Origin of the sequence: Pantoea sp. ICBG 1758 (assembly GCF_002928325.1) — a bacterium.
In the GTDB taxonomy this organism is placed as follows: Bacteria; Pseudomonadota; Gammaproteobacteria; order Enterobacterales; family Enterobacteriaceae; genus Pantoea; species Pantoea eucrina.
This window is the reverse complement of sequence record NZ_POWL01000003.1, coordinates 194011-220413: the sequence shown is the minus strand read 5'-3', so window position 1 is coordinate 220413 and position 26403 is coordinate 194011. Positions and strand designations below refer to the sequence as shown.

General features: G+C 54.0%; 21 protein-coding genes and 1 pseudogene. 13 read left to right on the top strand and 9 right to left on the bottom strand.

Annotated features, from left to right (window positions below):
- Positions 1–55: 55 nt before the first annotated feature.
- The 3 genes from C1Y41_RS12735 to C1Y41_RS12725 form a co-directional block, all read right to left on the bottom strand.
- Entirely contained in the window at positions 56–1195 is a 1140-nt protein-coding gene (locus C1Y41_RS12735) for a restriction endonuclease subunit S (protein ID WP_104085576.1), read from the bottom strand.
- Positions 1192–2826: a class I SAM-dependent DNA methyltransferase gene (locus tag C1Y41_RS12730; protein ID WP_104085575.1), complete on the bottom strand. Its 1635-nt coding sequence runs from the start codon at positions 2824–2826 to the stop codon at positions 1192–1194. The genes C1Y41_RS12735 and C1Y41_RS12730 overlap by 4 nt, the downstream gene beginning before the upstream one ends.
- A gap of 63 nt (positions 2827–2889) precedes the next feature.
- Positions 2890–6303 carry a DEAD/DEAH box helicase family protein gene (locus C1Y41_RS12725; protein WP_104085574.1) on the bottom strand — a complete coding sequence of 1138 codons (3414 nt, stop codon included), beginning with the start codon at positions 6301–6303 and terminating at the stop codon, positions 2890–2892.
- A 225-nt stretch (positions 6304–6528) separates the two neighbouring features.
- On the opposite strand from C1Y41_RS12725, the gene C1Y41_RS12720 reads away from it, so the two are divergent.
- The 6 genes and pseudogenes from C1Y41_RS12720 (at position 6529) to C1Y41_RS12695 (ending at position 11994) form a co-directional block, all read left to right on the top strand.
- On the top strand, positions 6529–7500 hold the full coding sequence (locus C1Y41_RS12720; RefSeq protein ID WP_104085573.1) for a toll/interleukin-1 receptor domain-containing protein: 972 nt from the start codon (positions 6529–6531) through the stop codon (positions 7498–7500).
- A gap of 621 nt (positions 7501–8121) precedes the next feature.
- Positions 8122–8616, top strand: a pseudogene (locus tag C1Y41_RS12715) (DUF4942 domain-containing protein); the annotation flags it as partial.
- Between the two features lie 74 nt (positions 8617–8690).
- A complete protein-coding gene (locus C1Y41_RS12710; RefSeq protein WP_088208768.1) occupies positions 8691–9086 on the top strand; it encodes a DUF6088 family protein in 396 nt (131 codons plus the stop codon).
- Complete coding sequence (locus C1Y41_RS12705; protein WP_104085571.1) at positions 9079–10017, top strand: nucleotidyl transferase AbiEii/AbiGii toxin family protein; 939 nt, start codon at positions 9079–9081, stop codon at positions 10015–10017. The genes C1Y41_RS12710 and C1Y41_RS12705 overlap by 8 nt, the downstream gene beginning before the upstream one ends.
- 447 nt (positions 10018–10464) lie before the next feature.
- On the top strand, positions 10465–10842 hold the full coding sequence (locus C1Y41_RS12700) for a DUF1090 domain-containing protein (protein ID WP_104085570.1): 378 nt from the start codon (positions 10465–10467) through the stop codon (positions 10840–10842).
- Positions 10843–10947: 105 nt separating this feature from the next.
- Entirely contained in the window at positions 10948–11994 is a 1047-nt protein-coding gene (locus tag C1Y41_RS12695; RefSeq protein WP_104085569.1) for a DUF1176 domain-containing protein, read from the top strand.
- Positions 11995–12491: 497 nt separating this feature from the next.
- Here C1Y41_RS12695 and C1Y41_RS12690 read toward each other — a convergent pair whose 3' ends face one another.
- Complete coding sequence (locus tag C1Y41_RS12690) at positions 12492–13172, bottom strand: YecA family protein (RefSeq protein WP_104085568.1); 681 nt, start codon at positions 13170–13172, stop codon at positions 12492–12494.
- Between the two features lie 226 nt (positions 13173–13398).
- Between C1Y41_RS12690 and C1Y41_RS12685 the strand changes: the two genes are divergently transcribed.
- A complete protein-coding gene (locus tag C1Y41_RS12685; RefSeq protein ID WP_104085567.1) occupies positions 13399–13896 on the top strand; it encodes an RcnB family protein in 498 nt (165 codons plus the stop codon).
- A 52-nt stretch (positions 13897–13948) separates the two neighbouring features.
- Entirely contained in the window at positions 13949–14662 is a 714-nt protein-coding gene (locus C1Y41_RS12680) for a GNAT family N-acetyltransferase (protein ID WP_104085566.1), read from the top strand.
- A gap of 8 nt (positions 14663–14670) precedes the next feature.
- On the opposite strand, the gene opgB is transcribed toward C1Y41_RS12680, so the two are convergent.
- Together opgB and C1Y41_RS12670 are read right to left on the bottom strand one after the other, a co-directional pair.
- Positions 14671–16959 carry a phosphatidylglycerol--membrane-oligosaccharide glycerophosphotransferase gene (gene opgB / locus C1Y41_RS12675; RefSeq protein ID WP_369826808.1) on the bottom strand — a complete coding sequence of 763 codons (2289 nt, stop codon included), beginning with the start codon at positions 16957–16959 and terminating at the stop codon, positions 14671–14673.
- A gap of 191 nt (positions 16960–17150) precedes the next feature.
- A complete protein-coding gene (locus C1Y41_RS12670; RefSeq protein WP_104085564.1) occupies positions 17151–17540 on the bottom strand; it encodes a tautomerase family protein in 390 nt (129 codons plus the stop codon).
- 128 nt (positions 17541–17668) lie between these two features.
- On the opposite strand from C1Y41_RS12670, the gene C1Y41_RS12665 reads away from it, so the two are divergent.
- Positions 17669–18580: a LysR family transcriptional regulator gene (locus C1Y41_RS12665; protein ID WP_104085563.1), complete on the top strand. Its 912-nt coding sequence runs from the start codon at positions 17669–17671 to the stop codon at positions 18578–18580.
- Here the strand turns inward: C1Y41_RS12665 and C1Y41_RS12660 are convergent.
- Positions 18554–19573: a glycosyltransferase family 32 protein gene (locus tag C1Y41_RS12660; RefSeq protein ID WP_104085562.1), complete on the bottom strand. Its 1020-nt coding sequence runs from the start codon at positions 19571–19573 to the stop codon at positions 18554–18556. The two genes, C1Y41_RS12665 and C1Y41_RS12660, sit on opposite strands and share 27 nt — an antisense overlap.
- A gap of 415 nt (positions 19574–19988) precedes the next feature.
- On the opposite strand from C1Y41_RS12660, the gene C1Y41_RS12655 reads away from it, so the two are divergent.
- The 4 genes from C1Y41_RS12655 to C1Y41_RS12640 all read left to right on the top strand — a co-directional run bounded on the left by C1Y41_RS12655 (position 19989) and on the right by C1Y41_RS12640 (position 24934).
- Positions 19989–20939, top strand: a complete 951-nt coding sequence (locus C1Y41_RS12655; protein ID WP_104085561.1) for a hypothetical protein — start codon at positions 19989–19991, stop codon at positions 20937–20939.
- A 505-nt stretch (positions 20940–21444) separates the two neighbouring features.
- A complete protein-coding gene (locus C1Y41_RS12650; protein WP_094110700.1) occupies positions 21445–22833 on the top strand; it encodes an MFS transporter in 1389 nt (462 codons plus the stop codon).
- A 76-nt stretch (positions 22834–22909) separates the two neighbouring features.
- Positions 22910–23923: a LacI family DNA-binding transcriptional regulator gene (locus C1Y41_RS12645; protein WP_104085637.1), complete on the top strand. Its 1014-nt coding sequence runs from the start codon at positions 22910–22912 to the stop codon at positions 23921–23923.
- A gap of 21 nt (positions 23924–23944) precedes the next feature.
- Positions 23945–24934, top strand: coding sequence for a nucleoside hydrolase (locus C1Y41_RS12640; RefSeq protein WP_071669107.1), 990 nt, complete (start codon positions 23945–23947; stop codon positions 24932–24934).
- A gap of 35 nt (positions 24935–24969) precedes the next feature.
- Here the strand turns inward: C1Y41_RS12640 and C1Y41_RS12635 are convergent, their stop codons facing one another.
- Positions 24970–25434 (bottom strand): YbaK/EbsC family protein, encoded by a 465-nt coding sequence (locus tag C1Y41_RS12635; RefSeq protein ID WP_104085560.1) that lies wholly within the window; start codon positions 25432–25434, stop codon positions 24970–24972.
- Positions 25435–25525: 91 nt separating this feature from the next.
- Entirely contained in the window at positions 25526–26320 is a 795-nt protein-coding gene (gene fhuF / locus C1Y41_RS12630; RefSeq protein WP_104085559.1) for a siderophore-iron reductase FhuF, read from the bottom strand.
- Positions 26321–26403 lie beyond the last annotated feature (83 nt).

The following is a 26403-nucleotide window of genomic DNA, read 5'->3' as shown; positions in this document are numbered from 1 at the left end:
TCGAACCTCTCGTAAAATTTTTACGAGAGGGATTATTCATAATCCAATCTTGAAACTAAAATGTAAGCTGGGAACTTAATGCTTCAAATAATGAACTATCTATGTCAGGCTTGTTGTATATATTGATTATTTTATTTCGTATTTCTGAAAATAATTTTTGCTCTCTCATTGGTGGAAGCATCACATCCAACTGTCGTAATTCACTGACATTAATATGTTTTGAAGTTGAACCACTCATTACTCTTGATATTCTTACAGGATCTAATTCATAAAGTAAAAAAGCCAAGAGATACTCTGGAGTTACTTTATTTTTATCTAACTTAAGTTGGACTAAACGTTGTCCCATGCATAATTTTAAATTTTCAGGCACAATAGCTGCAACACCAACAGTTCCTTCACGACTAAGTATAATATCTCCTTTTTCTACAATACTCCTTTTCGTTCTCTCTAAATAAGTTTCATTATTAACGAATCTTGAATCAGACCAAATCCATCCTCCTTTAGATAAGTTTGATGTACGTACACAAATAATTCCATCGTCAACCCATTTAGGGGTTGAATGAGAGCAATCTATTACATTGTCACATATATCATTTAATTTTTTTATTGACCATTTTTTATCATTAACCACCGGATCTCCAAACATTGCAAAAAACGTAGCATCCAAAAAATTATCAGCCAATTTTTTTATTTTTTTTCGCTTATGTAAAATTCCATTAGCCTTATCAAGAATGGCAACAATCCGTTCCTGCTCGGCTATTGGTGGTAGTGGCATTTCATGTTGCCAGAATATACTCATTACAACTCGAGGCATTTTTGCCCCAGACACCTGTGTGGATATCCAGTCAACGAATTGCTTTGATCGTAGATAATAAGCTAAGTATTTTTTATTTAATCTTTTCTGATCAGGTTTCATTGGAACTAATTCAGTAGTTGCGATTCCCAACTCATCCGGAATAATTACCTTATTTAAATAAGGACGTAACTTTGAATATAGTACATGTTCATTGTTAAAAAAGTGTGTGGATGACCCCGCTTTTGATAAGGGTTGTTTAATTTTATCGATAACTTTGCCGGTGTTTGATTCAATTTGGTCAAGATTTAACTGCCAGATAAGTTCATCTTTGTTTAAATTAACATTCTTTACTGGGGTTGCAGGTGCTACATCACCTAACTTTACCATCGGCCAACTCACAGCATTCCCTCCAGCTCATCCAGATCCGCCAGAATTTCTTTCTCCAAGTCCTTCAGCCGCTTCAGTATCACCTTCGGATCTTCATACTCCTCGGCCTGATACACCACTTCTTTATAACGATTAATAGAGAGATCATATTTCTGCGCTGCAATATCCTCTTTCGACACCACAAATGCCGCCTGCGTTCGATCTTTAAAATCAACACCAGCAGCAATCCCTTCCGGGTACTGCTGTTTCAGCAACGAGGCAAATTTCTCGCCCATAAAGTTATCTACTGGCAAACCACGCAAAGCACGGTAGTGCTTCCAGCTTGCCAGCAGATGCGGCAGATCGTTGTCTTTTATCGGGTTACGCTTGTCATCCAGGCTGTAGCCATCACTTTGCAGATCGTAGAACCAGACCTCGTCCGTCTGACCGCCTTTGGTAAAGATCAGGATCGCCGTCGCCACACCAGCGTAAGGTTTAAATACGCCGGAAGGCAGATTGATCACCGCTTCTAACTGGTTATCTTCTACCAGCGTTTTACGCAGTGACTGGTGCGCCTTACTGGAGCCAAACAGCACACCCTGCGGCACGATAGTGGCGCTGCGTCCACCTACTTTCAGCATTTGCAGAATTCGCGCCAGGAACAGCAGCTCAGTTTTCTTGGTTTTCACCATCGCCGACAGCGTGGCGTCGATATCTTCCTCATCCAGTGAACCGGTAAAGGGTGGGTTCGCCAATATCAGGTTGAAAGCATTTTTGCTGGCCTGTGGGAAGTTGGTGCTGAAGCTTTGGCTCATGGTGTCCTGATAGTGGATATCCGGCTCTTCCACGCCGTGCATAATCAGGTTCATAGCGGCGATACGCAGCATAGTAGTATCAAAGTCGTAGCCGTGGAACATGTTGTTATCCACATGGTCACGCCACGGCGTCAGCAGATCACCAGTAAAGATTTTTTGCTCTTCTAGTTCACCGCGTTCGTTGCTGCCAATCTCGGTATGGATGGACTCCAGCGAGCTGTATTTTTCCAACAGGTACTCATAGCTGGTCGCCAGAAAACCACCAGTGCCACAGGCCGGATCGCAAATCGTCTCACCACGCGCGGGGTTCGGCTCCATCATTTCAACCATCGTGCGGATAATGTGGCGCGGCGTACGGAACTGACCGTTGATTCCTGCGGTGGTTAGCTTGCTTAACAGGTATTCGTAGAGATCGCCTTTGGTGTCGCCACGATCTAGCGGCAGGTTTTTGATCACCTCTACGGCTTTGGTTAACAGCGACGGTTTGACGATCTCCAGACGGGCGTCTTTCATAAAGTTGCCCAGCAGCGTCACCTTCGAATCGTCAGCCAGCCCGAGTTGACGGAAATGCTGGAAGACGCCATCGCGCACCACTTCCATCATTTCATCCGAGCCAAGGTTGCTATAGTGACTGAAACGGAACTCCTGCTGCTCAGGCGCAAAACGCGGTTTAAAATCAACGCCCGCGATTTGTTTACGCTTCTCGTCGCGTTGTTCCTGGGTATCCAGCATCCGGGAGTACATCAGGTAGGTGATCTGTTCGATTACGGTCAGCGGGTTAGTTATGCCGCCTACCCAGAAATCTTCCCACAGGCCGTCGATTTTACTTTTTAAGTCACCGGTGATCATTGTTAACGTCTATACCTTGTTATAAATACAAAAGCCCCGCTGCCGGGGCTTGTCATGTGCGTATTATACCGTCGCTGCGTCGGTCACAACACCCAGCTCTTCGACTATCTTTTGCAGCCGGGCGATCTGCTCTATATCCGGGAACACGCCAGTAACGCCTTCGTTGTGGATATGCGTAAACGGCTGTTCAAAGAGCTGTCGCATTTCAATGGTGCCATAATCGCGAATGTGGTTTTTCAGCAATGACAGGAAGCGCAGTTGTTGGCTGGTCAAACTGTTGTCAGCGGCGAACTGGGCAAAGCGCACTTCCACCGCGTCGCTGTCCATCCCGATGATGGTACGCAACAGTTTATCCAGGCTGGCGGTTGCCTGCGGATAGAACTCTTTCAACGCACGAATATCAACGTTGGGGTTCTGGATCAGCACCAGCTTTGCCAGCTCATCCAGCTCGCTTTGCGTCACCGGCTCGCCGATGCGGATTTTCTTCAGCACCGGGTTTTGCTGGAACAGCGGCTCCAGCGCTCCTTGAACCTGCTGACGATAGAGTTTGAAATCAATCGAGCGGATGTTGGTTTTGCGGGTCTCCGTCTGGATCAGGTTCGCATCTTCGGTAATATCCACCTGTATCGAACCAAATTGCGGCGTCGCATCTTTTTCCATCAGGTGCATAATGCCGCGCAAATGAATGCGGATATCCTCCAGCTCTTCCAGGCTAGCTTGCTTCCACCAGCCTAAATTACGAAGCTGATTAATTCGCTGTCCCTGCTGTTGCACCTGCGCCAGATGCGGCGGCAGACGTTCTACTTTCTCGATGATGACCGGCCAGAGCACATCCAGCTCTTCCGGGTTTGTATAACGGGCAGTTTGCGCCGCCAGAATATCCATATCAAAGCGCATGGCATCGCTTTGCCCGCGAACGTCCAGCCACTGCATCAGCGGGGCCAGGACAGATAGCAGATCCTGCTGTGTTTTCGGGGAAAGCTGGCGCAGAACTTTTTCATCGCTGTACTGCGCTTTTTGCTGCCACTTTTCCTGTACGGCAATCGACTTTTCATCCAGCGCGTTGATCTGCTCGCGGAGCTGGTGAGCGACTAAATCCACCGCCTGTTTGTCGAACTTACGCTGTGCAGCAGCCCCCAGCATAACCCACGCTTCGAAGCGTTTTTGCGCCAGCGATTTTGTCGCTGTGACTTCGGCCTCTTCGGTATGCAACTCGTGATACTCAAAGTTGCCCCAGTGATCGAAGATGCGGAATTTCTGTTTATCCAGCGGTTTGCCGTTTTCATCATTGCCGTATAGCCCCGAACAGAGGCGTGTACCACGGCCAATCATCTGCCAGAACTTCACTTTCGATTTGACCGGTTTGGCAAAGACCAGATTCACAATTTCCGGGACATCAATACCGGTATCGAGCATGTCAACGGAGATAGCGATGGTTAGCTCTTTGTTAGTGCTTTCATCCAGCCCTTTAAAATCGTCAATCAGTTGCTCGGCGCGGGGATCGTAGTTGTCGATGACCTGACAGAAGCGTCCGGCAAACTGCGGGTACATATCGTCGAACAATTCATTTAACAACAGCGCGTGTTTGTGGTTCCGGGCGAAAATGATGGTTTTACCTGGCAGCTGGCCGTCCCGATCTTTCAGGCCATTTTCCATCAGGTTACGCAGGATATAGCGGTTGGTGTCTTTGTTGTAGATCGCCTCATCCAGCGCCTTACCATCAAATTCCAGCGTATTGGGATCGATACCCTGTTCTTCCAGTTCGCGGATTTGTGTGTCGCTTAACTTCTCCCGTTTGATGCCTTCGCGCAGGAATTCCGTGGTGTGAGTGACAACCTCATAGGGAACCAGATTGTTATCGGCGATGGCATCTTCCAGACTGTAGTTAGCGGTAGGGATACGTCCTTCACAACCAAAAAGGCCGAAAGTAGTTTTACTCACCATGTCAATCGGCGTGGCTGTCAGGCCAATCTGGAGGGCATCAAAATACTTAAACAGATCGCCGTAAACGTTATAGATCGAACGATGGGATTCATCTGCGATGATTAGATCGAAATAACCGACATCGAAATGGTCCATGATTTTTATCATGCCAGGATAGGTAGCGATGTAGATTCTGGCATTCTGCCTATCTGCTTTTTTCGATTTCCCGACCACATACAGCGGCTCATTGGTGAATTGATTGAAGGCATTCGCCGCTTGTTTGCGCAGCTCTTTACGGTCGCAAAGGAACAGAACGCGTTTTACCCAACGGGCATCAATCATCAGTTTGCTCAGTGCAATCGCTACACGGGTTTTACCAGTGCCGGTGGCCTGAACGATTAATGACTGACGATATTTATTGGTAAACCGTTCGCTGACGCGGGCAATGGTTTCAAGCTGATACAAACGTCCGGCAACGGCCTTACCTTCGTTGTCTTTTACGTGCGCCACACTGTTCAGTGGCAGACGGGTTTCTCGCTGCTGAATAAGATATTGCAGGCTTTCCTTGCTGTAGAAGCCAAATACCCGACGCGGAGGATAACCATGAGTTTTATGGTCGTCCCACAGCCAGATATCGTAGCCGTTGGTGTAGAAGATGACCGGACGCTGACCATATTCTTTTTCCAGCCAGTCTGCATACAACCGGGCCTGAATTCGCCCTTGCTCGGCATTGACGCTGGTTTTTTTTGCTTCCACCACCGCCAGCGGTTTATGTGCCTCATCCCACAAGACATAGTCCGCATAACCGTCACCGGTCGCGGTAGGCTGTTCTTTAACGGGGTGTTCCTGCGTAACCTGATCGGTCTTGTTAAGCTCTTCCCCTACATTCCAGTCGGCGGCAAGCAGGCGAGAATCAATCAGGCGGCGGCGGGTTTCCGCTTCATCAATAGAGAGGATATCGGCAACATGCTGGTTGCGAGCTCTGGCTTCATTCAGGCGCTGGGTGAGGTGTTCGGCCTTTTCCTGCTCTTGCTGTAGTGCGCGTTGTAACGCCAGTTCACGCTCACGGCTTTCATCTTGAGCTCTGATTGCATCTTCCAGACGTTTTTCATCTGCACGACCTGAAGATTGCGTTAATGGAGGAAGAGAAAATTTGGGGCAGTTATCAACATTACCGTGGGCATAACGAACATACAGCCAAACTCCCAGTAAATACGCTTCCTTTAACAGCCAGTAAGTATCTTTAGCTTTGATACGTCCGCCGTGCGCGGCGCGGTTACCGTGTATACGCAGTGCATCCAATTTCATGATGATGGCTTCCGGCATCATGCTGGTAAACACATCGGCGTTCATTAAATCGTACAGATTCGCCTTGATGCCTTCCGGCAACCGCTCCTGACGATACAACCAGCGCACCATCAATTCAGTGTAGTTACGCAGCTTAACCAGACAGCTTTCCGGGTCGGAATGAACATAGCGTTCCGCCATACACGCGAGTTCAGCCAGTTCCGGCCACTGGCTGCGCAACATTTCAAAATTGAGAGACTGCTCCATCAATCATCGCCTTATGTCGTGGATACAACAGGAATTCTGGAAAGAATATCACACTATTTGGGCTGACGAAGTGAGCCGGATGGCATACGGTGGCTTTGAATAAACTGACGTAACAACTTTAAAGAGATCAAGCATCTATTAATTACAGTCAATAGCGTGATTTTTTTATACATTGGGCACAGAATAGCCCTAAATACAGTAACGGTTCAGGAGCATTTCACCCTTATGACTACTCTCGTTTTTTCCTACTCTCATGCGGATGAAGCACAACGCAATGAGCTAGAGAAACATCTGTCCCCGTTGAAGCGAATGGGGAAAATCACCACATGGCATGATCGCCGAATCGTTCCTGGGCAAGTGTTTGAACATCAGATCGACCACTATTTTTCGCAGGCAGATATTATCCTATTGCTAATTAGCAGTGATTTCATCGCTTCTGATTATTGTTATCAGGTGGAGATGACCAATGCACTGGAGCGGCATAAAAAAGGCGAGGCGGTGGTCATTCCGGTGATTTTAAGAGAGTGTGCTTGGCATCAATTGCCATTCGGCAACATCATGGCAGCCACAATCGACGGTAAAGCCATAAGCAGGTTTGCCAGTCACGATGAGGGTTACGTTCAGGTTGCCGATGCTGTCTCCCGAGCCATTGCCAATTTGGAAGCGAAAAAGCCGCAGCAGATTGTGCACGCCCCAGCTCCGGCTAATCCGATGCTTCAGGCAACGGATACCGTCTTTACACCGCGTTCGAGCAATCTTTCTCTGCCAAAGAGTTTTACTGACCTTGATAAAGATCGTGCCCGTCGCGAGGGTTTTGAGTATGTCGCTCGTTACTTTGCTAACTCGCTGGACGAACTCAAAAAGCGCCATGCAGGGCTAGACGTTGATTTCCACCGACCTGATAACGATTCCTTCACATGTGCCGTGTATATCAACGGTGGCAAGGTTGGTCAGTGCGGAGTCTGGTGTGGCAGTCGTAATATGGGATTCGGGGATATCTGCTACAGTCAAAGCGGGGTGACTCGCAATAGTTGTAATGAAAGTCTTAGTGTTGCGGATAATGGGCAGACGCTTGGGTTCCGGGCTCTTATGGGGTTTGGCTACGGCGATTCACGCGAATCTCTGCTCACCAGCGAAGGTATGGCTGGACACCTTTGGGATATGTTCTTCAATTCCATCAAACAGCGCATGTCCTGAGACCAGAGATTTCAATGGTGCAACTCAATCTGGGGAGAGTGCTGTTATTGTATAATGAACGTAACGGTTAAACCCGCTATGAGATCTTCTTGAAAGAATGTGAGGACCTCAATCACGCAGAAAAAAATAATTGTTTATCGTGATTGCGCCATTGGCGAGCATGGTGAATGCGGTTGGCTCAAAACTAATGATGAAGTCAGTCTGGAGAACCTGGGATTTCAGCCCGGAGGGGGATTCTAAAGAGCAATCACTTACCACATGCGACCCTTGCGGGATATGGCTTAAGCAATTGGGAACGCCGCCGACGACATTAGGAAAAGCACAGTTTTAAGTAATGGCTCAGCTGAATCCTCATTAAGTGGATGAGTCATTTCACCGTTTAATAATTACTGCTAACTATTCTTACTGATAGAGGTTTACACGATAACAATTACCTCATTCCGCAAAATTCACCGGCATTGTCAGGGTTCAGGATTATTCATTTCCGTTTTATAGATATGATGCCCACAGTGCGTTAACCTGCGTTCTTCAACATATTCCAGATTATGTTCGATATAACCGCTATTCTCTGCATCCAGTGCCAAATAGAGCAATCCCTGCCGTCACCCGCAATATAGATCGCAGCATCTGGAGGAGGGCGATCTTCCTGCGATCAGTGAGGCGAATATCCTCAGTACTTTTGAGCAGTTACATTTGAACAAAATGGATGTCTTTGAGCGCGGGATCATCAACGTGTTCAAAGGTCTGTCATGGGATTACAAAACCAATAGTCCCTGCTGCTTCGGTAAGAAGATCATCATTAACAATCTGGTGACGCATAACCGCTGGGGCTTTAGCCTTAACTGGGGTTGGCGACGGGATCAACTGGCGGATCTGGAGAGAATGCTGTTTCTACTGGATGGCAAACCCATCCCTGACAACCGTGGTGATATCTCTACCCGATTGATGGAGCATATTCGTGATAATCCGGCTAAGAATGTTTACGAAGATGAGTTATTCAGCATTCGTTACTATCAAAAAGGTACGGCGCACTTGACCTTCAAGCATCTGGAGTTGATTAAACGTATGAACGATATCATAGCTAAACACTATCCGGGAATGCTGGCTGCAAGGTAAGTTAGTTGTCGTATGTTTGCTGTTAAAAGTGTCGTATGTTTGCTATGATGAAGAAACGAACAAAGGAGGATGACATGACCATAAAAGCTCGAATTCAGTCACGGCTGAAGCGCTCAAAGCGTTATGTTTTCACTCGTGACGATTTCAAAGATCTTGCTGGCTACGATCAAATAGGCAGAGCACTGCGTGAGCTAATGAAGGAGGGGCAGCTACTGAAAGTAGGCTATGGCGTCTACACCAAAGCGCGGCAAAATGCGATTACCGGTAAGCTGATGCCTGCTGCTCCCGGAGGTTCTGCTGCGGTAATGATTGAGGCGTTGGAACGTCTGAAAGTGGATTACCGTCTGGCAGGCGCAACAAGCGCCTATAATAGCGGTAAATCCACCCAGATCCCTGCGTTAGTGGAAATCAAAACCTCACCACGTTTTAAGAGAACATTGTCAGTAGGGAACAGCAAATTAAATGGATGATTTGACAAAGCTATTCCCGGACGTTGCTGATGCTCTGGGCATTGAATCAGTTGCAATTGTAGAGAAAGATCATTACATCGTTGAGTTATTGCGATTGCTCCAGCCTCTGTCCTTTGATACACATCAGCTGGTTTTTGCCGGTGGAACAGCATTGTCTAAAGCGGGTATATCTTTGAACAGGATGTCGGAGGACGTGGACATTAAGCTTATTCCTGTCACCGGCTTTTCCCTGCAATATTCCAGAAATCAACGTAAAAATATTATTAAGACCATCACCGAAACGATTTTAGCTTCAGGTATGTTTAGCATGGATGAGGAGTACCCAAAGGTTACTCGTGATGAAAACCGCTATAATGAAATTCCGGTGCGCTACCCGCAGGAATATGTACAAATTCCCTGTTTAAGGCCATTTATCAAACTGGAACTGATGGAAACGGATTTGCTTGAGGCTGCGGAAAATCGTGCTATTAGCTCACTGGTAATGGATCTAACAAAGAAGGGCGAAGTAGTGAGGGCTTTTCCCTGCGCAACTATCGGTAGCACGCAGGCTGAAAAACTGATCTCGATGATGCGCAGAACGGCTGCAAGCGTGCGTAATGTGGAGCGTGCAGTGGATGAGTCACTGGTGCGTCATATCTACGACAACTTTTGTATTGTCAGAGAAAAAGGTGCTGACGTTCCTGTTTTGAAGCGCTTTGTGCAGGAATGCATTGAGCAGGATATCCAACGTTACGGTGCTCAGTATCCTGAATTCTGCGAGTCGCCTGTTGAAGAACTAAAAATGGGGTTGGAAGAACTGGCGCGCAACCCTGTTTATAAGGAACGTTATCTGCAGTTTGTTACACCAATGGTGTTCGGTGAAAGCCACGTTTCCTGGGAAGAGGCCTATGCCTGTTTTCGCATAACGGCATTGGATGTGATTGATACATAGCACAAGAGATACGCTCGGTGGTGAGCATCTTCCAGGTAACATTTGCCCCGATTCAAGTGCTAAAATTAACGATTCAATGTGTTGATATTGATGTTGGTACATTATCTAAATGTTATTTTTTATTTATTTTAAATCAAAGAATTAACTATTATATATGCGTCCAGCCTCCGTACTAAAGGTTAGAGTTGAGTCGCTTATAAGAAGTTTTTTTGTCTGAGATTCAGCATTTCCGCGCTATTGCTTTACATCATTGAATAGCAATACTCAGCTGCCAACAGCAACATACCGCTACTCTCCGGATACCCCATCCGCCACCCACAGTAGAAAGCCACAAACCTGATCCCGATCAAAACAAGCCGCATTTTCTCTTTGCCGCGCTGCGCTTTTAAGAATCTGTTAAGAACCCGCCGTATAATAAGCGCTTTACTCTACATTCAGGATGAACCCATGAAAATAACAGCGATTGCACTGATTACCCTGGCAGCAGCGCTCTCTGCCACCGCCGCGCAGGCTGCTGGCGGCTGTCAGCAGAAACAGCAGTCGATCCAGCAGGAGCTGGAGATGGCGCGGGAATCTGGTAATAAGGCGCGCATTAACGGGCTGGAGAAAGCGCTGCGTGAAAATCAGCAGCACTGCACTGATGCGGGCCTGCTGCAGGAGCGTCAGGAGAAAGTGGCGGAGAAGCAGCAGAAAGTGGCTGAGCGTGAAGCAGATTTGCAGGAGGCGCAGGCCAGCGGCCGCCGCGATAAGATTGAAAAACAGCAGCGCAAACTCACTGAGGCGCGAGAAGAGCTGGCTGATGCGCAGGCGGAATTAAGCCGCTAAGCGCTGAGCGGCAGAGGTGCGTGCGCCTCTGCCGCTGCAAAAATTCACTTTTCCTGCCTGCAAAAAATCCTCACACTGCTGCTTTATTCTGATGGAAAACATGGCATGAAGATACGGTTGCTGCTGGCGCTCCCTCTGCTTAACGCCCTGATGATACCGGCGATAGCTGAAGAAGGCGTCTCGTTTGCTCACAAAGAGTGGGAACTGGCGTGCGATAACACGCTGACCTGCCGTGCGGCGGGCTATAGCGCGGAAGAGGGCGCGGGGGGATCGGTGCTGCTGACGCGGGCGGGCGGGCCGGATACGGCGACGCATGGCCGGGTGGTACTGGCGGATACCGGCGATGATGACTCAAAGCAGGTCGATACGCTGACGCTCTGGATTGACGATCGCCCGCTGGGTGAACTGGCGAAGGCCGATAACGATGAGTGGACGCTGACCGATGCGCAGACCCGGTCGATTATCACTGCCATTAAAGGCAGCGGCAGCGTGGAGTTCCGTGGCGGTGCCGAGCCGTTTGATCTCTCTGCAAACGGCGCTTTTGCCGTACTGCTGAAAATGGATGAGGCGCAGGGGCGCATCGGCACGCCGGGTGCGCTGGTGCGTAAAGGCAGCAAGCCGGAAAGCAGCGTGCCGCCCGCCGTACCCATGCCGGTGATCATTCAGGCCAGAACCGTTGAGGCAAAGCCGCGTCCTCTGACGCCGCAGGAGCTGGCGCGGATCAAGCCGGCGCTTATCGCTACGCTGACGGATGATGACAGCTGCGATAATCTCGCACCGGCGGACGATCAGCCGGAAGAAGGCGCAGAGCCGCCGACGCTGACCGCTGTGGATGCGGACCACGTGCTGATCGCCGCCCTCTGCTGGCGCGGTGCCTATAACGAAGGATATGGCTACTGGCTGATGGATAGCGCGCTGCAGGGTTCACCACAGCTGATCACTGACTCCGGCTCCGATTATCACGCCGGGGCAATTAGCGAAGCGCAGAAAGGCCGCGGTATTGGCGACTGCTGGAGTACCGCCGCATGGGTCTGGGATGGGCGCAGTTTTGTACAGAGTAGTGACGCCACCACCGGCATGTGCCGCGCCATCCGCGCCGGCGGCGCCTGGCAGCTGCCGGTATTAGTCAGCGATGTCAGACCCGCTCCCTGATTGCAGAGCACATGGCGCCCCTGTGGGTATTGTTGTAGGGGCCGCATTTATGCGGCCCGGGGGCATGTGCGCGGTATGGCCAGGGCGCCATGAATGGCGCTCCTGTGGTGGCATTTGTATGGATCAGGTGCGCGATGTGGCCAGGGCGCCATCAATGGCGCCCCTACGGATACCAATGTAGGGGTCGCATTTATGCGACCCGAGATAAGATGGAGCGCGATATCCGTAGGGGCCGCATTAATGCGGCCCGGGGTGGATTGGGCGCGATGTGGCTAGGGCGCCATAAATGGCGCCCCTGTGGTGGCATTTGTATGGGGCTGATGCGCGATGTGGTCAGGGCGCCATAAATGGCGCCCTTGTGGATATTGTTGTAGGGGTCGCATTTATGCGACCCGGCGTAAGATGGAGCGCGATGTCCATAGAGGCCGCATTTATGCGCCCCGGGGTGGATTGGGCGCGATATCCACAGGGGTCGCATTTATGCGACCAAACGCAGGTTATTTATTCAGGCAGCACTGCTTATATTTTTTGCCGCTGCCGCACGGGCAGGGATCGTTGCGTCCGGTTTTGTCACCGGCAAAGAACGGCAGCTGTGGCTCGGGATCGGGCTGGGCCATGCGCTCGGCCTGCCAGTATTCGTGCAGTTCCAGCGCCGCCGGGCGGATCGCCTCCATGCTCGCTTCGAACGCGTCCGGATCGAGCGCCTCGCGCGCTTCACGCTGCTCTTCGCTGCCGTGCAGGGCAATCGCCTGTAGCTGCGGCTGCAGCGGTTCAGGCAGCTGTGACCAGTCGGCGTCCAGCGCAACGCCGCGCATATAGCCGTAACACCAGTCTTCGACCACGGTAAACTCCTGACCCTCCATCTCCTGCAGGCCAAACAGCGGGTCAAACTGCTCCGGAAACTCGGCCAGACGCTCAGCAATATCGTTCAGGTGCTGAAAGGTCAGGGTCATAAAGCGATCCATCTCGCGCTCATTAGCCCATTTAGGGATATGCTTCTGGCCGCCCCACATCGCCACCAGCCACTCGCTGGGTTCAATATCATTCGGGCCGGAGAGCAGGGCGGTCAGCATCCCATCCAGCTCGGCCGTATCCACCACGGATTGTGCATTGCCATACTTCTCCAGCATATCATCCAGCCAGTTCAGCTCTTTTTCCGTTAACGGCCCCTGATTCATCGCTTCTCTCCTGCACGTAATATTCTGTACGGGCCAGGCCCGCATCTCATGGCGCGATTATAGCGGCATTATCACGATTATTTGCAATTTTAGCGCGCCTGAATCGGGCCAGGCTGAGGTATGCTGTGGCATGACGCGACGAGCGCCGCACGGCAGCGGGAACCATTAGCCCGGTGCGCTTGTCAGTAAATGGACATCAGACTATTAATCAGAGTGGGAATCACCAATGCGCAGGACACACGTAACCCTTTTATCTGCCGGCCTGTTTCTGGGCGCGCTCAGCCTGACGCCAGCTGCACTGGCAGCGGATGAGCAGACCGATAGCGTGCCGATGCCGCCTCAGGTAGAGCAGCCGGATGTGCAGGCGCCTGATGCCGCGCCGGTGCCAGACGCCGATGCGCCAGCCGCTCAGGCACCTGCTGCATCAGGCGATGACGCGCCGGTTCGCCCGTCTAACAACGGCACCGGTGAGCAGCCTTCCGCCGCCAACAACTACAATCTGCACACCATTATCATCGACTACAAAGAGCACAAGGTCGGCGATGTGGTACCGGAAGAGTATCGCAAAAAAGAGTACACCATCACTGACTGGCAGGCGCGTCATCTGCCCGCTCCGCAGGCTGGTGCACACTGGGCTTACATCAACGCCAACTATATTCAGATCACCGATGACAGCGGCAAAATCGTGATGGGTAAATCGGGCGACATCTTCTTTAAAGGATAACGCCAGCAGGCGGGCCACCGGGTCCGCCTGTTTTATTTCAGAGGCAGGAAAGATGGCCCCGACCGTTAATCAGTTTGGCCAGCCGACGGGTAGTGCGTTGCCTGACTGGCAGCCGCGTCCGCGTCCGGAGCGCGTCACGCTTCAGGGGCGTTACTGCCGCCTTGAGCCGCTGGATGCGTCACGCCACGCGTCCGATCTCAGCGCCGCGCATGCGCACGCCGCGGACGATAGCAGCTGGACCTGGCTGCCCGTGGAGCGTCCGGCATCGCAGCATGAGTGGCTGACGTTCGCCGCCGCCTGCCAGCACAATCCCGATTACCTGCATTTTGCCGTAATCGACCTGCAGCGCGGGCAGGCGGTGGGTACGCTCGCGCTGATGCGTATCGAGCCGCAGCACGGCGTAATGGAAGTAGGGTATGTGGTGTTTTCACCGCTGCTGCAGCGTACCCGCATGGCCACCGAGGCGCACTTTCTGCTGATGGCGTATGCGTTTGACCAGCTCGGCTATCGCCGCTACGAATGGAAATGCGACAGCTGCAATCAGCCGTCGCGCCAGGCGGCGCTGCGGCTCGGCTTTCAGCCCGAAGGCGTGTTCCGTCAGGCGATGGTTTACAAAGGTCGCAGCCGCGATACCTGCTGGTTCTCTGTTATCGATGGCGACTGGCCGGTATTAAAGCTCGCCTTTGAGCGCTGGCTGGCGCCGGATAATTTCAGCGCCGATGGTGCGCAGCGGGAGCGGCTGGAGACGCTGCGCCCGCGCGACTGAGCCCGCTCTCAGGGGCGTGGCACGATGCGGATCTCCGCCATGCCAATGCCGAGCTTGCGCGGCGCCTGACCCACAATATTGTCCTGATTCGACAGCTGCGGCGCCGGTGGCACAATCACCAGATTATGGCTGCCGTCGCGATTGCTGAAGTGCAGCGTGGTGGTGGAGAAGCTATCGTCCAGCCGCAGAACCTGCTCCTCGCTGCCTACGCGTACCGGAATCGGCTGCTGCGCATTGGCACCAAACGCGCGCGCGGTGATCACCAGATCGAACCGCGACGGCAGCGGTTCGGCATACTCAATATTCACCTCCGGAGCCAGATTGGCATTGGACCAGCGCCCCCAGCTCTCCGGGCGCGAGATGCCGCTAAAGCGCCGGATGCTGTGCGGAGCGCCCGGCACGTTCAGCACAAAGCTGTCGGCATCGTAGCGAATGTCATTATCCTCAATGCGGATCTGCTGCTGGTTGAGCCGCCAGGTTTCCGGGCTGACGCGCAGCGGCGGAAAGTGCGTTTTGCCGTGCCAGAGCGGCTGATCGATACGCACCACGCTGGGCTGGCCACCCATCTGGCCCATCGCCAGGCAGAGATCGGTGGAGAGCGCCAGCTCCGGCTTCCAGAGTCGCGCCATTTTGAAGCAGCGGTCGGCCCAGACAAATTTGTCGCTCGCGGCAAAATCGGCCAGCTGATAGCGCAGCGGCGCGGCATACTCTCCCTCCGGCAGCGGTTCAACCTGCTTATTGCCCAGCCGGAACAGGATCGGCAGGCGGAACGTGGCGCCGGAGAAGGTAAAGGTATTCTTCTGCTGGTCGATGGTGAACTCTTTCATGCTGGCCGGAAAATTCCACAGCTGCACAATATCAGCTTTCCAGCTGCTGACCTTTTTCGCCATGTCGTCAAACTGCGTGGAGAGCGACGGCGTAGAGAGTGAACTGCGGCCAAGTCCCAGCGCCTTGTCACCGCCGAGGATCTCAAGCACCGTGGCGCCGTTATCCAGCGTGCTGCGTGGCGCATCGCGCACCTCCGCCTGCGGCCGATCGCCGCGAATGACCATAAAGAGATCGCGGCGCGGCAGCTTCGTCAGATAGGGGTGGGCGGTATTGTTCATCGCCAGATGATCGGAGCTGACGACGATGACGGTGTTTTTAAACCACGGCGAAGCTTTAATAAGCTCAATCAGCCGCGCCACGTGCTCCTGTGAACAGGCGACGGCGCTGAATGACTGGTTCATTTTGCCCTCATACTGATAGCTTTTACGCTGGCAGCTGCGGGAGATAAAGCCATCAGGATGATGGGTATCCACCGTCAGGGTAAACAGGGCAAAGCGTTTGTTCTGCTGCGACAGTTCAGCATACTTCTCAAACACCTCGTCCAGCACGGTGTCGTCGTAAAAGCCCCAGTTGTTGCGGTAGTCGGGATCGGCCACGCGGCTTTTCAGCTCCTGCGCGCCATAGAGATTCGATGCGGCGAAGCCGTGCGAAAGCAGAAAAGTATCTTTGCCGGCAAAGCGCAGATCGGCGCCCTGAATAAACCAGTTCTCATAGCCGCTGTTTTTGAGAATATCGCCGAGGCAGAGACTCTGCGGATAGAAGCTGGAGAGCGCGGCTGAGGCGTTACCGTCAAAAGGCGCAAACAGCGGGATACCGCACTGTGAGGCGACCATGCCGGCAATGGTATAGTCGGTGCCGGGCAGCTGCGCGGTATTGCTGAAATCCAGGCTCTGCGCCTGCTCGCGGCTCAGCTCCGGCGCCAGGTCGGGAAAAGCCTGCTTATTTAAATAGGTGCGCTCCAGGCTCTCGCCGTAGATATAGACCAGGTTGAGCGCGGGCTGTTCAATACGGTTCTGCGGCGTGATGTACCAGGTGGCGAAATCGGAGTCGCCCGCGTGCGCGTGCGACGCAATCAGATCTTTAACCTGACGAAACGCCGGCGTGGTCTGCACCGAGCCGGCGGCGCAGGCGACCGCCAGCAGGCTCCAGCCGAGATGATGCGGACGTTTATGGCGGCGCAAAATCCATGAAAGAAAGCAGAACAGCAGAAACAGCACAATAATCAGCCCGATAGCGGGCACCACATATTTACTGACGCCGGCGCCGGTCAGGCTGTTGGTCAGCGTGTAGATCACCGCATCATTGATGCCGTCACCGGTAAAATAGTTGCTGGCGAACAGCGTTGCATTCAGCACAATAAACAGCGTCAGCAGCAGCAGCATCAGGCTGAACCAGAACGTATTGCGTCCGGCTTTAGAGGCGTAAATGATGATGGCGGTCAGAAACAGCACGATTGAAAGCAATGCCAACGGCAAATCCTCACGATAGATGAATAGCGCAGCGCCAGCGGCCGCGCGCCCTCTCAGGGGTTTTGCGTCAATCTATATTGGCTGTCACCGGGCTGCAACCTGTCCGGCGGGATTTGTGCGGTACATTCGGAATCGTGCCGCCAGGCGGGATGATAAGCGCGGCGGCGGTAGCGTATCAGGCAGACTGTGGTTTATAACGCACCGGTAAGATACTGCGCTTCACCGTGCGCAAAGCTCCAGTCACCTTTGCTGTTGGTGATAAAACTTATCATCAGATCGTGGCCCTGCACGCCGCAGCTTTCACGCAGCTCGCGCGCCAGTTCTGCCATAAAACAGCTTTTTTGCGCCTCACTGCGCGGGCTGGTGTAGACCCGCACCATCACCAGATTATCCGTGCGCGAAAAGCCCAGTCCGGTATCCTGGAAAACCATCTGATAAGCTTTGTTTTCGTGAACAATCTGATAGCGGTCGCGCTCAGGCACGCCGAACGCAGTCAGGACGGCGCGATGGGCGGCATCCAGTAACGTAAGAACTTCAGCCTCAGAGCGGCCCTGAATCAGATCGAAAGTAAGTAATGGCATCGGTAAATCCTCACAGTAGGGGCGTAAAAGTCGCGTTAAGTGAGGCTATGCTGCCCGCTGCGCGCGCAAAGAAAAAGCGACTGCGATAAAATGATTGTTCACTATTTTGAACAATGGCGGGTAAGGCGATGAAAACCGAAGCGCTCTGGACACATCTTTACTGGCTGACGGTACTGGCGGAGCAGGGCAGTTTTACCCGCGCCGCTGAGCGGCTGGATGTCAGTAAAGCGGCAGTGAGTCAGAAAATTAAAGAGCTGGAAGCGCTGACCGGGGTTGCTCTGGTTCAGCGCACCACGCGCAGCGTGCGGCTGACGTCAGCCGGTGAGCAGCTGGCTGGCGAGCTGCGTGAACCCTTTACCCGGATAGCGGAAAGCGTGTATCGCGTGCGTGATGAAGCGGGGCCGGTACGCGGGCAGGTACGCATCAGCGCGCCGGTGGCGTTTGCCCGGCAGCAGCTGGTGCCGATTATCGGCGATTTTCTGCGCGAATATCCGCAGGTGCGCCTGCAGCTGGATGTGACTGACCGCCTGGTGTCACTCGGCGGGGAAGGGTTTGATCTCGCTATCCGCCACAGTCAGTCGCTGCCGGAAACGCACGTCGCGCTGCCTCTGTGCGCCACGCGCGCGCTGCTGGTGGCTTCCCCCGCATATCTGGCACAGCACGGCGTGCCGCAGACGCCGGAGGCGCTGCTTCAGCATAACTGCCTGTGGTATCCGCGCGGTCCCGATGCGCCGCAGTGGCGCTTTCAGTCGCATCAGGGCGGCGAAACGCTGACGGTAAAAATTCAGGGAAATTTCGCCACCAATAACAGCGAGTCGATTCGGGACGCCGCGCTGCAGGGGGCAGGCATTGCCATGCTGCCCGATTTCAGCGCCCGCGCAGCGCTGGAAAGCGGCGCGCTGCAGCCGGTGCTCTCATCGTGGCAGGCGGTCGACGCCTTTGCCGACCGCCTCTGGGTGGTGCGCCCTTACGCGGCACAGGTGCCGCGTGCGGTGACGACCTTTATTCACTGGCTACGCGCTCGCTTTGTTAACGGGTGAGGGCAGCGCCACGCTGAGCGGTGCAGCAGGCTGCATCATTGCACCCAGCAGGCTGCTGCGGTTGTAGTTCCCCAGGCGCAGGTTAAAGTCGAGATGCAGCTGTGCGTGGCCATCCAGCTTAATAACCGGCGGCGGCGTATGCGGGCGCTGATGAAACAGAATGGCATGCGTAAAGGCGTCGCTTTTCCAGTTGTTCAGGCGCTGATAGTAAAAGGCGCTGGCTTCGCATTTACGCAGAAAGAGATTAACGCGGCGGTATTCGCGCATGGCCGCCTGCTGCGCCAGCGCGCCCGGCTGCTGTGCCGGTTCAGCGATTCTCTGCGTCAGCAGCGAAAAGTCATCACGCTTGCGCATTTCGTTAAAGAAGCTCTGCTCACCCTGATGCTTGATGGGCGCATACTGCTTCTGCCATTCGCGAATAAAAGGATTATTTGGTGCAGCAGCAAGGAACCAGTTCTCAATAACAGGCGCGAGATAATTCAGCGTTGAGCGCTCACAATAATAGCCGATCACATCCATCGGACGTTCCTGATGGGCGCTGTGTACCCAGCTCAGATCTTCAAACAGCAGCGCAGCGCAGTCGATAGCGATGCCGCCGTAGCGTAATAACAGCTCAAGCCTGATCACTTCGCTTTTCTGCTGCGCCGTTAATTGCGCTGAGGTAAATATAAAATCGGGCAGGACTTCTTTTACAGAATATTTATTTAACAGGTGAACGCTGTGGTCAGGATTATCGCGGCGTATTTTAGCAATATTCGCCTGCAGTGATTTTGGTAAATATTCTGTATCCCAGTACAGCCATACTTTTTTCGGGATATCTGGCAACGTCTTCTCACCAGAAAGTAACACGATATTGTCCTCTTCGCTGGGATCATACTCCGGCGCGCAGAGCGCATTATGCTGTTTTTTCTGCAGTAATGACTGACCGGTAAACGCTATTCTTTTCCAGTTGTGCCAGAGCGCGCGCGCCGGCTGAAGACGTTTTTTTGACATGATGCACCTGATTATTGTGATTATGGGCAAGGAGTCCCTGATGCTGGCGCCTTAGGCGCTCTTATGTTTCCTTACGGGGGCTGTGTGTAAAAGTATTACAATGAGCTTAATAAAACATTCTTCGCGATTGCGCTAATCCTTTTTTTCTCTTTCAGATAAAGCGGAAAATGAAGCTGCCGTTAACAATAAAAATTTAACAAAATAACAGCGTGACGAATTTCACAGTTTATTTTTCCCCGCCAGGATTAATCCTAAGATCGTTCTCTGCGTGCAGCCTGAAGTGCGGGAATGTGAAAATTGTGGTGAGAAATGAACGTTTATCCCTGCTGGATTTTAGTCTGGTATCAGAGCGAAATTTACCTTCGTCATACAGCTTAGCTACGCTTTAGTCAGGCATTCTGTTTAAGGAGTGATTATGCAGTCATCTGCCCGCGGTCTGATAGCCGTTGATAAACAGGGGAACCGGGTGCTGTTTCTGCATCCGGAAAGCTTTGCTGTTGAGCAGGAGCTGAATGCGTTTCCGCCGTGCCCGCACGAGCTGCTGATGCTGCCCGCACTGGAAAAAGCCTATGTCCCGCTCTATGGCAGCGGCGTGCACGGCGCTAATCCTTATCCCGGGCATAAAGTCGCTGTTATCGATCTGCGTCAGCGCCGGATCAGCGGCTTTATCGACCTTACGCCACTGCAGTCGCCGCACAGCGGACAGCTGGGGCGTGACGGCAAAGTCTATCTCTGCTGTGAAAACAGCGCGGCGGTTGCGGTCATCGATCCGCACACCGATCGCGTAGAGAAAACCATACCGCTGCCTTCACATAACGCGCACCGGCTGACGCTCTCCCCCAGCGGACGCAAGCTGTTTACGGAAAATGAAGAGGACGCCAGCATCACAGTAATCGATTTATGTGAGGCAGAAGGCCGCGTCATTGATAACATTCTGCTGCCTGGTCCGATAGCCGGTATTGCTGCCTCGCCCAGACATCCTTATCTGGTCGCCAGCGCCGCCGACGCACCGCTGCTTTATGTGATCGATCGGCAGAGCCACCGGGTCCGGCAGCGCATTACGCTGGCCGGCCACCAGCAGCCCTGCCAGGTTGTGCGGTTCAGTGCCAGTGGCGAACGGCTGGTTGCGATTGGGCATGATGAATCACTGATTACGCTGTTTGACGATCTGCTTAATCCCTTAGGTACTCTGCGCGTAGGGTGCCGGCCAGGGGATGGCTGTTTCAGTGAGGATAACCGCACGCTGCTTATCGCGAATGAAGGCGATGGGTCGTTAAGCGTTATCGATCTGGCGCAGCGAAAGGTGATAGCCACACCGCAGGCGGGCACAGGCTGTGAGGCGTTAAGTTATTTTACGCTGAGCTGAGGCAGCCGCTGTCATTTCATTGTCATCTGCAGGTGGCATAAAGGCGGCGCGTCAGCAGGCACTGCGCAGCTATTGATAAATTACTGATACCCGTTGCTGCGTTTTAATACGGCTTTTGCTTAATTAAAACGCATGCAATTACCTGAATTCTCGTATTTTTTTGGTATTAATCAGGGAGGATAGTCAAAATAATCTAACTAATTTTCGTTTTGCCGCTTGATTTATCTACGCGCGTAGATAGACTGTCTCCCCAGTGATAACTCACGGTGCCAGACGCGGCTACGGCCCTGAAATGAACATGTTACATTTGCTGTGCTAATACGATCGGTGAATTAAACACCGGCGAAACGCAGCAGAGAGATGAATTCCAACACCAGGGAATTCCTTACTGATCTTTCAGGATTTGCCTGTCGAACGTCGTCACCGGGACGTTCTGCTTGCTTAAGCAAGGGAACAGACCCATGGAAGGGCGTTTACTGTTTTCACTTCACTAAGAGAAAGGGTTATGACGGAACATCATCCCACTGCACAGCACTCACCTCACCTCACCGCAGCTGATGAACGGCTGCAAACTCCCGCTGGCCGCAAAGATTTCTGGCGCGCAACCTTCTCCTGCTGGCTCGGTACGGCAATGGAGTATGCCGACTTTGCGCTGTATGGCCTGGCGGCAGGTATCATCTTTGGCGACATCTTTTTTCCGGAAGCGACACCCGCTATGGCGCTGCTCTCAAGCTTTGCCACCTGGTCAGTCGGCTTTATCGCCCGTCCGATAGGCGCGCTGCTGTTTGGCTGGATTGGCGATCGCAAAGGGCGCAAAGTCGTGATGATCAGTACGATTATCCTGATGGGCGCTTCAACTACGCTGATTGGCCTGATCCCGTCTTATGCAACAATCGGACTCTGGGCACCTGCCTGTCTGGTACTGCTGCGTTTTACGCAGGGGCTGGGAGCGGGGGCGGAGCTCTCTGGCGGCACCGTTATGCTGGGCGAATATGCCCCGGTTGAACGACGCGGCCTGGTCTCTTCCGTGATCGCACTGGGCTCAAACAGCGGCACGCTGATCGCCTCTCTGGTCTGGCTGGCGGTGATCCAGATGGATAAAGAGAGTCTGCTGGCCTGGGGCTGGCGTATTCCTTTTCTGAGCAGCGTCCTGATCGCCGTCGTGGCGCTGTGGATCCGCCGCCATCTGCGCGAAACGCCGGTGTTTGAGCGTCAGCAGGCTGAACTGCAGGCGCAGCGCAGCGAGACGTTGTCCCGGGCGCACATTGAAACTGACAGCCGCAGCGTCTGGCAGCGTACGCGGGCGTTCTGGACCATGGTGGGTCTGCGCATCGGTGAAAATGGTCCCTCTTATCTGGCTCAGGGCTTTATCGTCGGCTATGTCGCAAAAGTGCTGATGCTGGATAAGTCGGTACCGACCACGGCGGTGTTTATCGCCTCGCTGCTGGGCTTCCTGATTATTCCGTTTGCGGGCTGGCTCTCCGATCGTTTTGGTCGCCGCATTACCTATCGTGGTTTCTGCCTGCTGCTGATGATCTATGCGTGGCCCGCCTTCAGCCTGATGGATAGCCGCGATCCGACAATTATTATTGCTGTCATCGTTACAGGAATGGCGCTCGCTTCGCTGGGGATATTTGGCGTACAGGCGGCCTGGGGCGTCGAGATGTTTGGCGTGAAGCATCGCTATACCAAAATGGCAGTGGCAAAAGAGCTGGGGTCGATTCTTTCTGGCGGCACTGCGCCGCTGGTCGCGGCAGCGCTGCTCTCATGGACCGGCCACTGGTGGCCAATCGCCGTTTACTTTAGCGCGATGGCCACTATCGGATTTCTGACGACGTTTGTCGCACCGGAAACGCGCGGTCGCGACCTTAATCTGCCGGAGGATGCCATCTGACGCGCAGCTGCAGGCAGTACCATTGACATAACGCTGGCCGGTGAATCCGGCCAGCGGCATTTATATTGAGGCTAATTTGGCAAAATCTCCCGGCGGAAATGTTACCCGTACCGATGTCGCCCGCGTCGCAGGCACCTCGGTAGCCGTGGTCAGCTATGTGATCAACAACGGGCCGCGCCCGGTGGCGGAAGCGACCCGTCAGCGGGTGCTGGCTGCCATTAAGCAGACGGGCTACCGGCCTAACGCCGTAGCGCGCGCGCTGGCCTCCGGCACCACCAAAACTTTTGGTCTGATTGTGCCGAACATTGCGAACCCGTTTGTTGCTTCCATGGCGCATGTCCTGCTGCAGGAGTCGCTTAACCACGGCCATATCATGCTGCTGGGTGATGCCGGTGACGATCGTCAGCGTGAGCTGGAGCTGATTCAGGGCATGCTTAACCGTCAGATCGACGGACTGTTTTATAACAGCGTCGATCGTCATCCCTATATTGACGTGGTGCAGGCGAGCGGAACGCCGCTGCTGATGCTGGATCGCATTACCCCGCGCCCCGGCGTCAGCGTGCTGAGCATGAACGAGCGGCTGGCGGCCTGTGATGTCACCCGGCATCTGCTGAGTCACGGTTATCAGCAGGTGGGCATGATCAGCGGCCCGCCGGCGATGTTTAACGCCCGGGATCGTATTCAGGGCTGGCGTGATGCGATGCAGGAGCGGGGGCTGCCCGTGGATGAAAGCCTGATTTTCCCGGCGGATTACTCGCGGCAGGGCGGCTACGACGCGGCGCAGCGCATGATCGCCAGCGGTCGCGTACCGCGTGCGCTGTTTGCCAGTAACGAAGGCCAGGCCATTGGCTGTATTCGCGCGTTTGCCGAGCAGGGGATCCGCGTGCCGCAGGATGTGGCGCTGGTCTGTTTCAACGGTACCACGCAGGCCGCGTTTCATGTGCCTTCGCTGACCACGGTGCGACAGCCGCTGTCTGAGCTGGCGCAGCGCGCTATTGCTATGCTGAAAAACCAGCCGGAGGAGGGGGTGATGGCCGAGCTGCCGCACTACATCGAAACCGGCGAGTCCTGTGGCTGCCTGCAGCCTTAAATACAATAACGATAAAACATTATGAAAAGAGTGATTATTGATTGCGATCCGGGGAATGGCATCGCAGGTGCAAATACCGATGACGGACTGGCGATTGCGCTGGCGCTGGCATCACCCGCGCTGTCGCCGGAACTGATTACCACGGTCACCGGTAACACGCCCAGCGCAACGGGCGCGCGCGTGGCAAAAGATTTGCTGAAACGTCTCGGGCTGAATATTCCGGTGGTGCAGGGGGCGCTGCAGGCGCTGCGCGAAGATCCGCTGCCGTGGCGGGCGCGTCTGGATAATCTGGCCGACCCGGCGCTGGCCGCGCTGTGGCAGGGCGTGCGTCAGCCAGCGGTGATGGCGGCGGACGGCAATGATGCTGCCGGCGTGATGGGCCAGCTGATCTGCGATAACCCGGGAGAGTTTACGCTGGTCGCTATCGGGCCGCTGACGAATGTGGCGCAGGCGCTGCAGCGTTATCCGCAGATGGCTGAAGCGGTAGCGGAGATTGTGATCATGGGCGGCGTCTTTGCGCTTGATGACTACATCAAAGATACCAATTTTGGTCTCGATCCGGAGGCGGCACATCAGGTACTGCACAGCGGTGCCACCATTACCCTGGTGCCGATGGACGCCACCACGCAGACGCTGCTGACCCGCGACGATCTCGCGCGCATCACGGCGCAACCGCATCCGCTGACGCAGTTTATCCGCGAGACGCTGGGCCCCTGGATCGACTACTCAATGCGGACCCGGCGGCTGCCAGGCTGCTGGATCCATGATGCGCTGGTGGTCGCCTGGCTGCTGAACCAGCGCGTGGCGGAAGGCGCCGATTATTACGTGGATATCGAGCTGCGTCCCGGTGCAACGCGCGGCAAGAGCTGGCGTTACCGTCCACCGCTGCGACTTGATGTGGGGATCCCGCCAGAAACCGGGGCGCTGGTCCATGTCATCCAGCACGTTGATAATGCGCTGCTGCTGGATATGCTTGAACAGGCTTTTACCCGTTTGCCGACCCGGCTCTGAAACGTGACAGCGACGGCGCGATAATATCCGCGCCCTCAAAGCGCTTCACAGACGTCGAGCCAGGTGGCATGGGTCAGCTCCGCCATTCTCAGCGGTGAGATGCGTACCGCGCTGCGCACCGAGCCCGCGGCAGGCAGCACCTCATCAAAGCTGCGCAGAGAGATATCGCAGTACACGGTCAGCGGGTTTTCCAGGCCAAAAGGAGAGACGCCGCCGACCGGATGGCCGGTCCAGTTCACCACTTCATCCACGCTCAGCATGCGCGCTTTGGCGCCCAGGGCGGCTTTCAGTTTGCGGTTATCCAGACGCGCGTCGCCTCGGGTAACAATCAGCACCACCTGCTCTTTCACTTTCAGCGACAGCGTTTTGGCAATCTGCCCCGGTGAGACGCCGTGAACGCGTGCCGCCAGCGCCACGGTGGCCGTGCTTTCAGGCGTTTCAATAATTTCGATATCCGGCGCATGCTCAGCAAAGAACTGCTGTACCGACTCCAGGCTCATGTTGTTCTCCGGTAAAAACTGAACCTGAACGCTGCCACAAGGCGAAAAAAGTGTAAACGAGAGAAAAGGAGAATTTACGGCGCGCGCGTGCTTATTGCGCTTTCAGTGTACAGTTACCGCAGCGCTCGACGTCAGGAATACGATAGCGCTGACAGCAGCTGCGCCGCTCCATTGTCCCGTGGCGCATAATCATGGTGCGGTAAAGCGGGTTATCGCTGCCGTCCGGCAGCGACGGCGTGAAAAACAGCATCTCTTCCAGCTGGTCGATCAGCGCGACGGGCAGCTGCGCGCGGAGTTCACCCAGAAACCAGTAGATCAGGTATCCCATGTTGTTCCAGATAAGGCGCGCATTGATGTCGCCGTGCTGCGTCATGCCTTCCACGGCGGGCTGCAGGCAGGTCTGGATCAGGCGCGCCATACGCTGCGGGGCAGAGAGAAATCGCGCGGGCTCATCCTCCTGCACATCCAGCCAGAAGGTGGCGGGATGGCCATTTTCGTGAAACTCAGCGCGGATATATTCAGGTGAGCAGTTGAGGGCACGCGGCTCATGCAGCAGCGCCATCATCAGCGTTGGCACCAGCAGGCCAAAGTACCACTGCGCCCAGAGTGACTGCAGCGGCTTCGCCTCCCGCGGCGTATCAGGATGGCTGCGATAAAGATAGTCACCGTAGCGCTGCGTCAGAGACTGAAAGTGCTCCGGTGCCGACCATTCAGCCAGCGTCAAAGCGCCTTCCGGTGCGGTTTCTCCCAGTCTGACATACGCCTGACGGTCGCTGCACTGCTCATGGATCAGCTCCTGCAGCGCGCGTACCAGCGTGCGATCGCGCTGCATGAAGATCGGGGACTGCTCACTGAAGCGGTGCGCCTGACGCGTAATCGTAGCCATGCCAATCCTGAATGATAACGGGAAACGAAAAACAAATGATAATCGTTCCTGATTGAGTGAGCAAGATAGCAGCAGCATAAGAT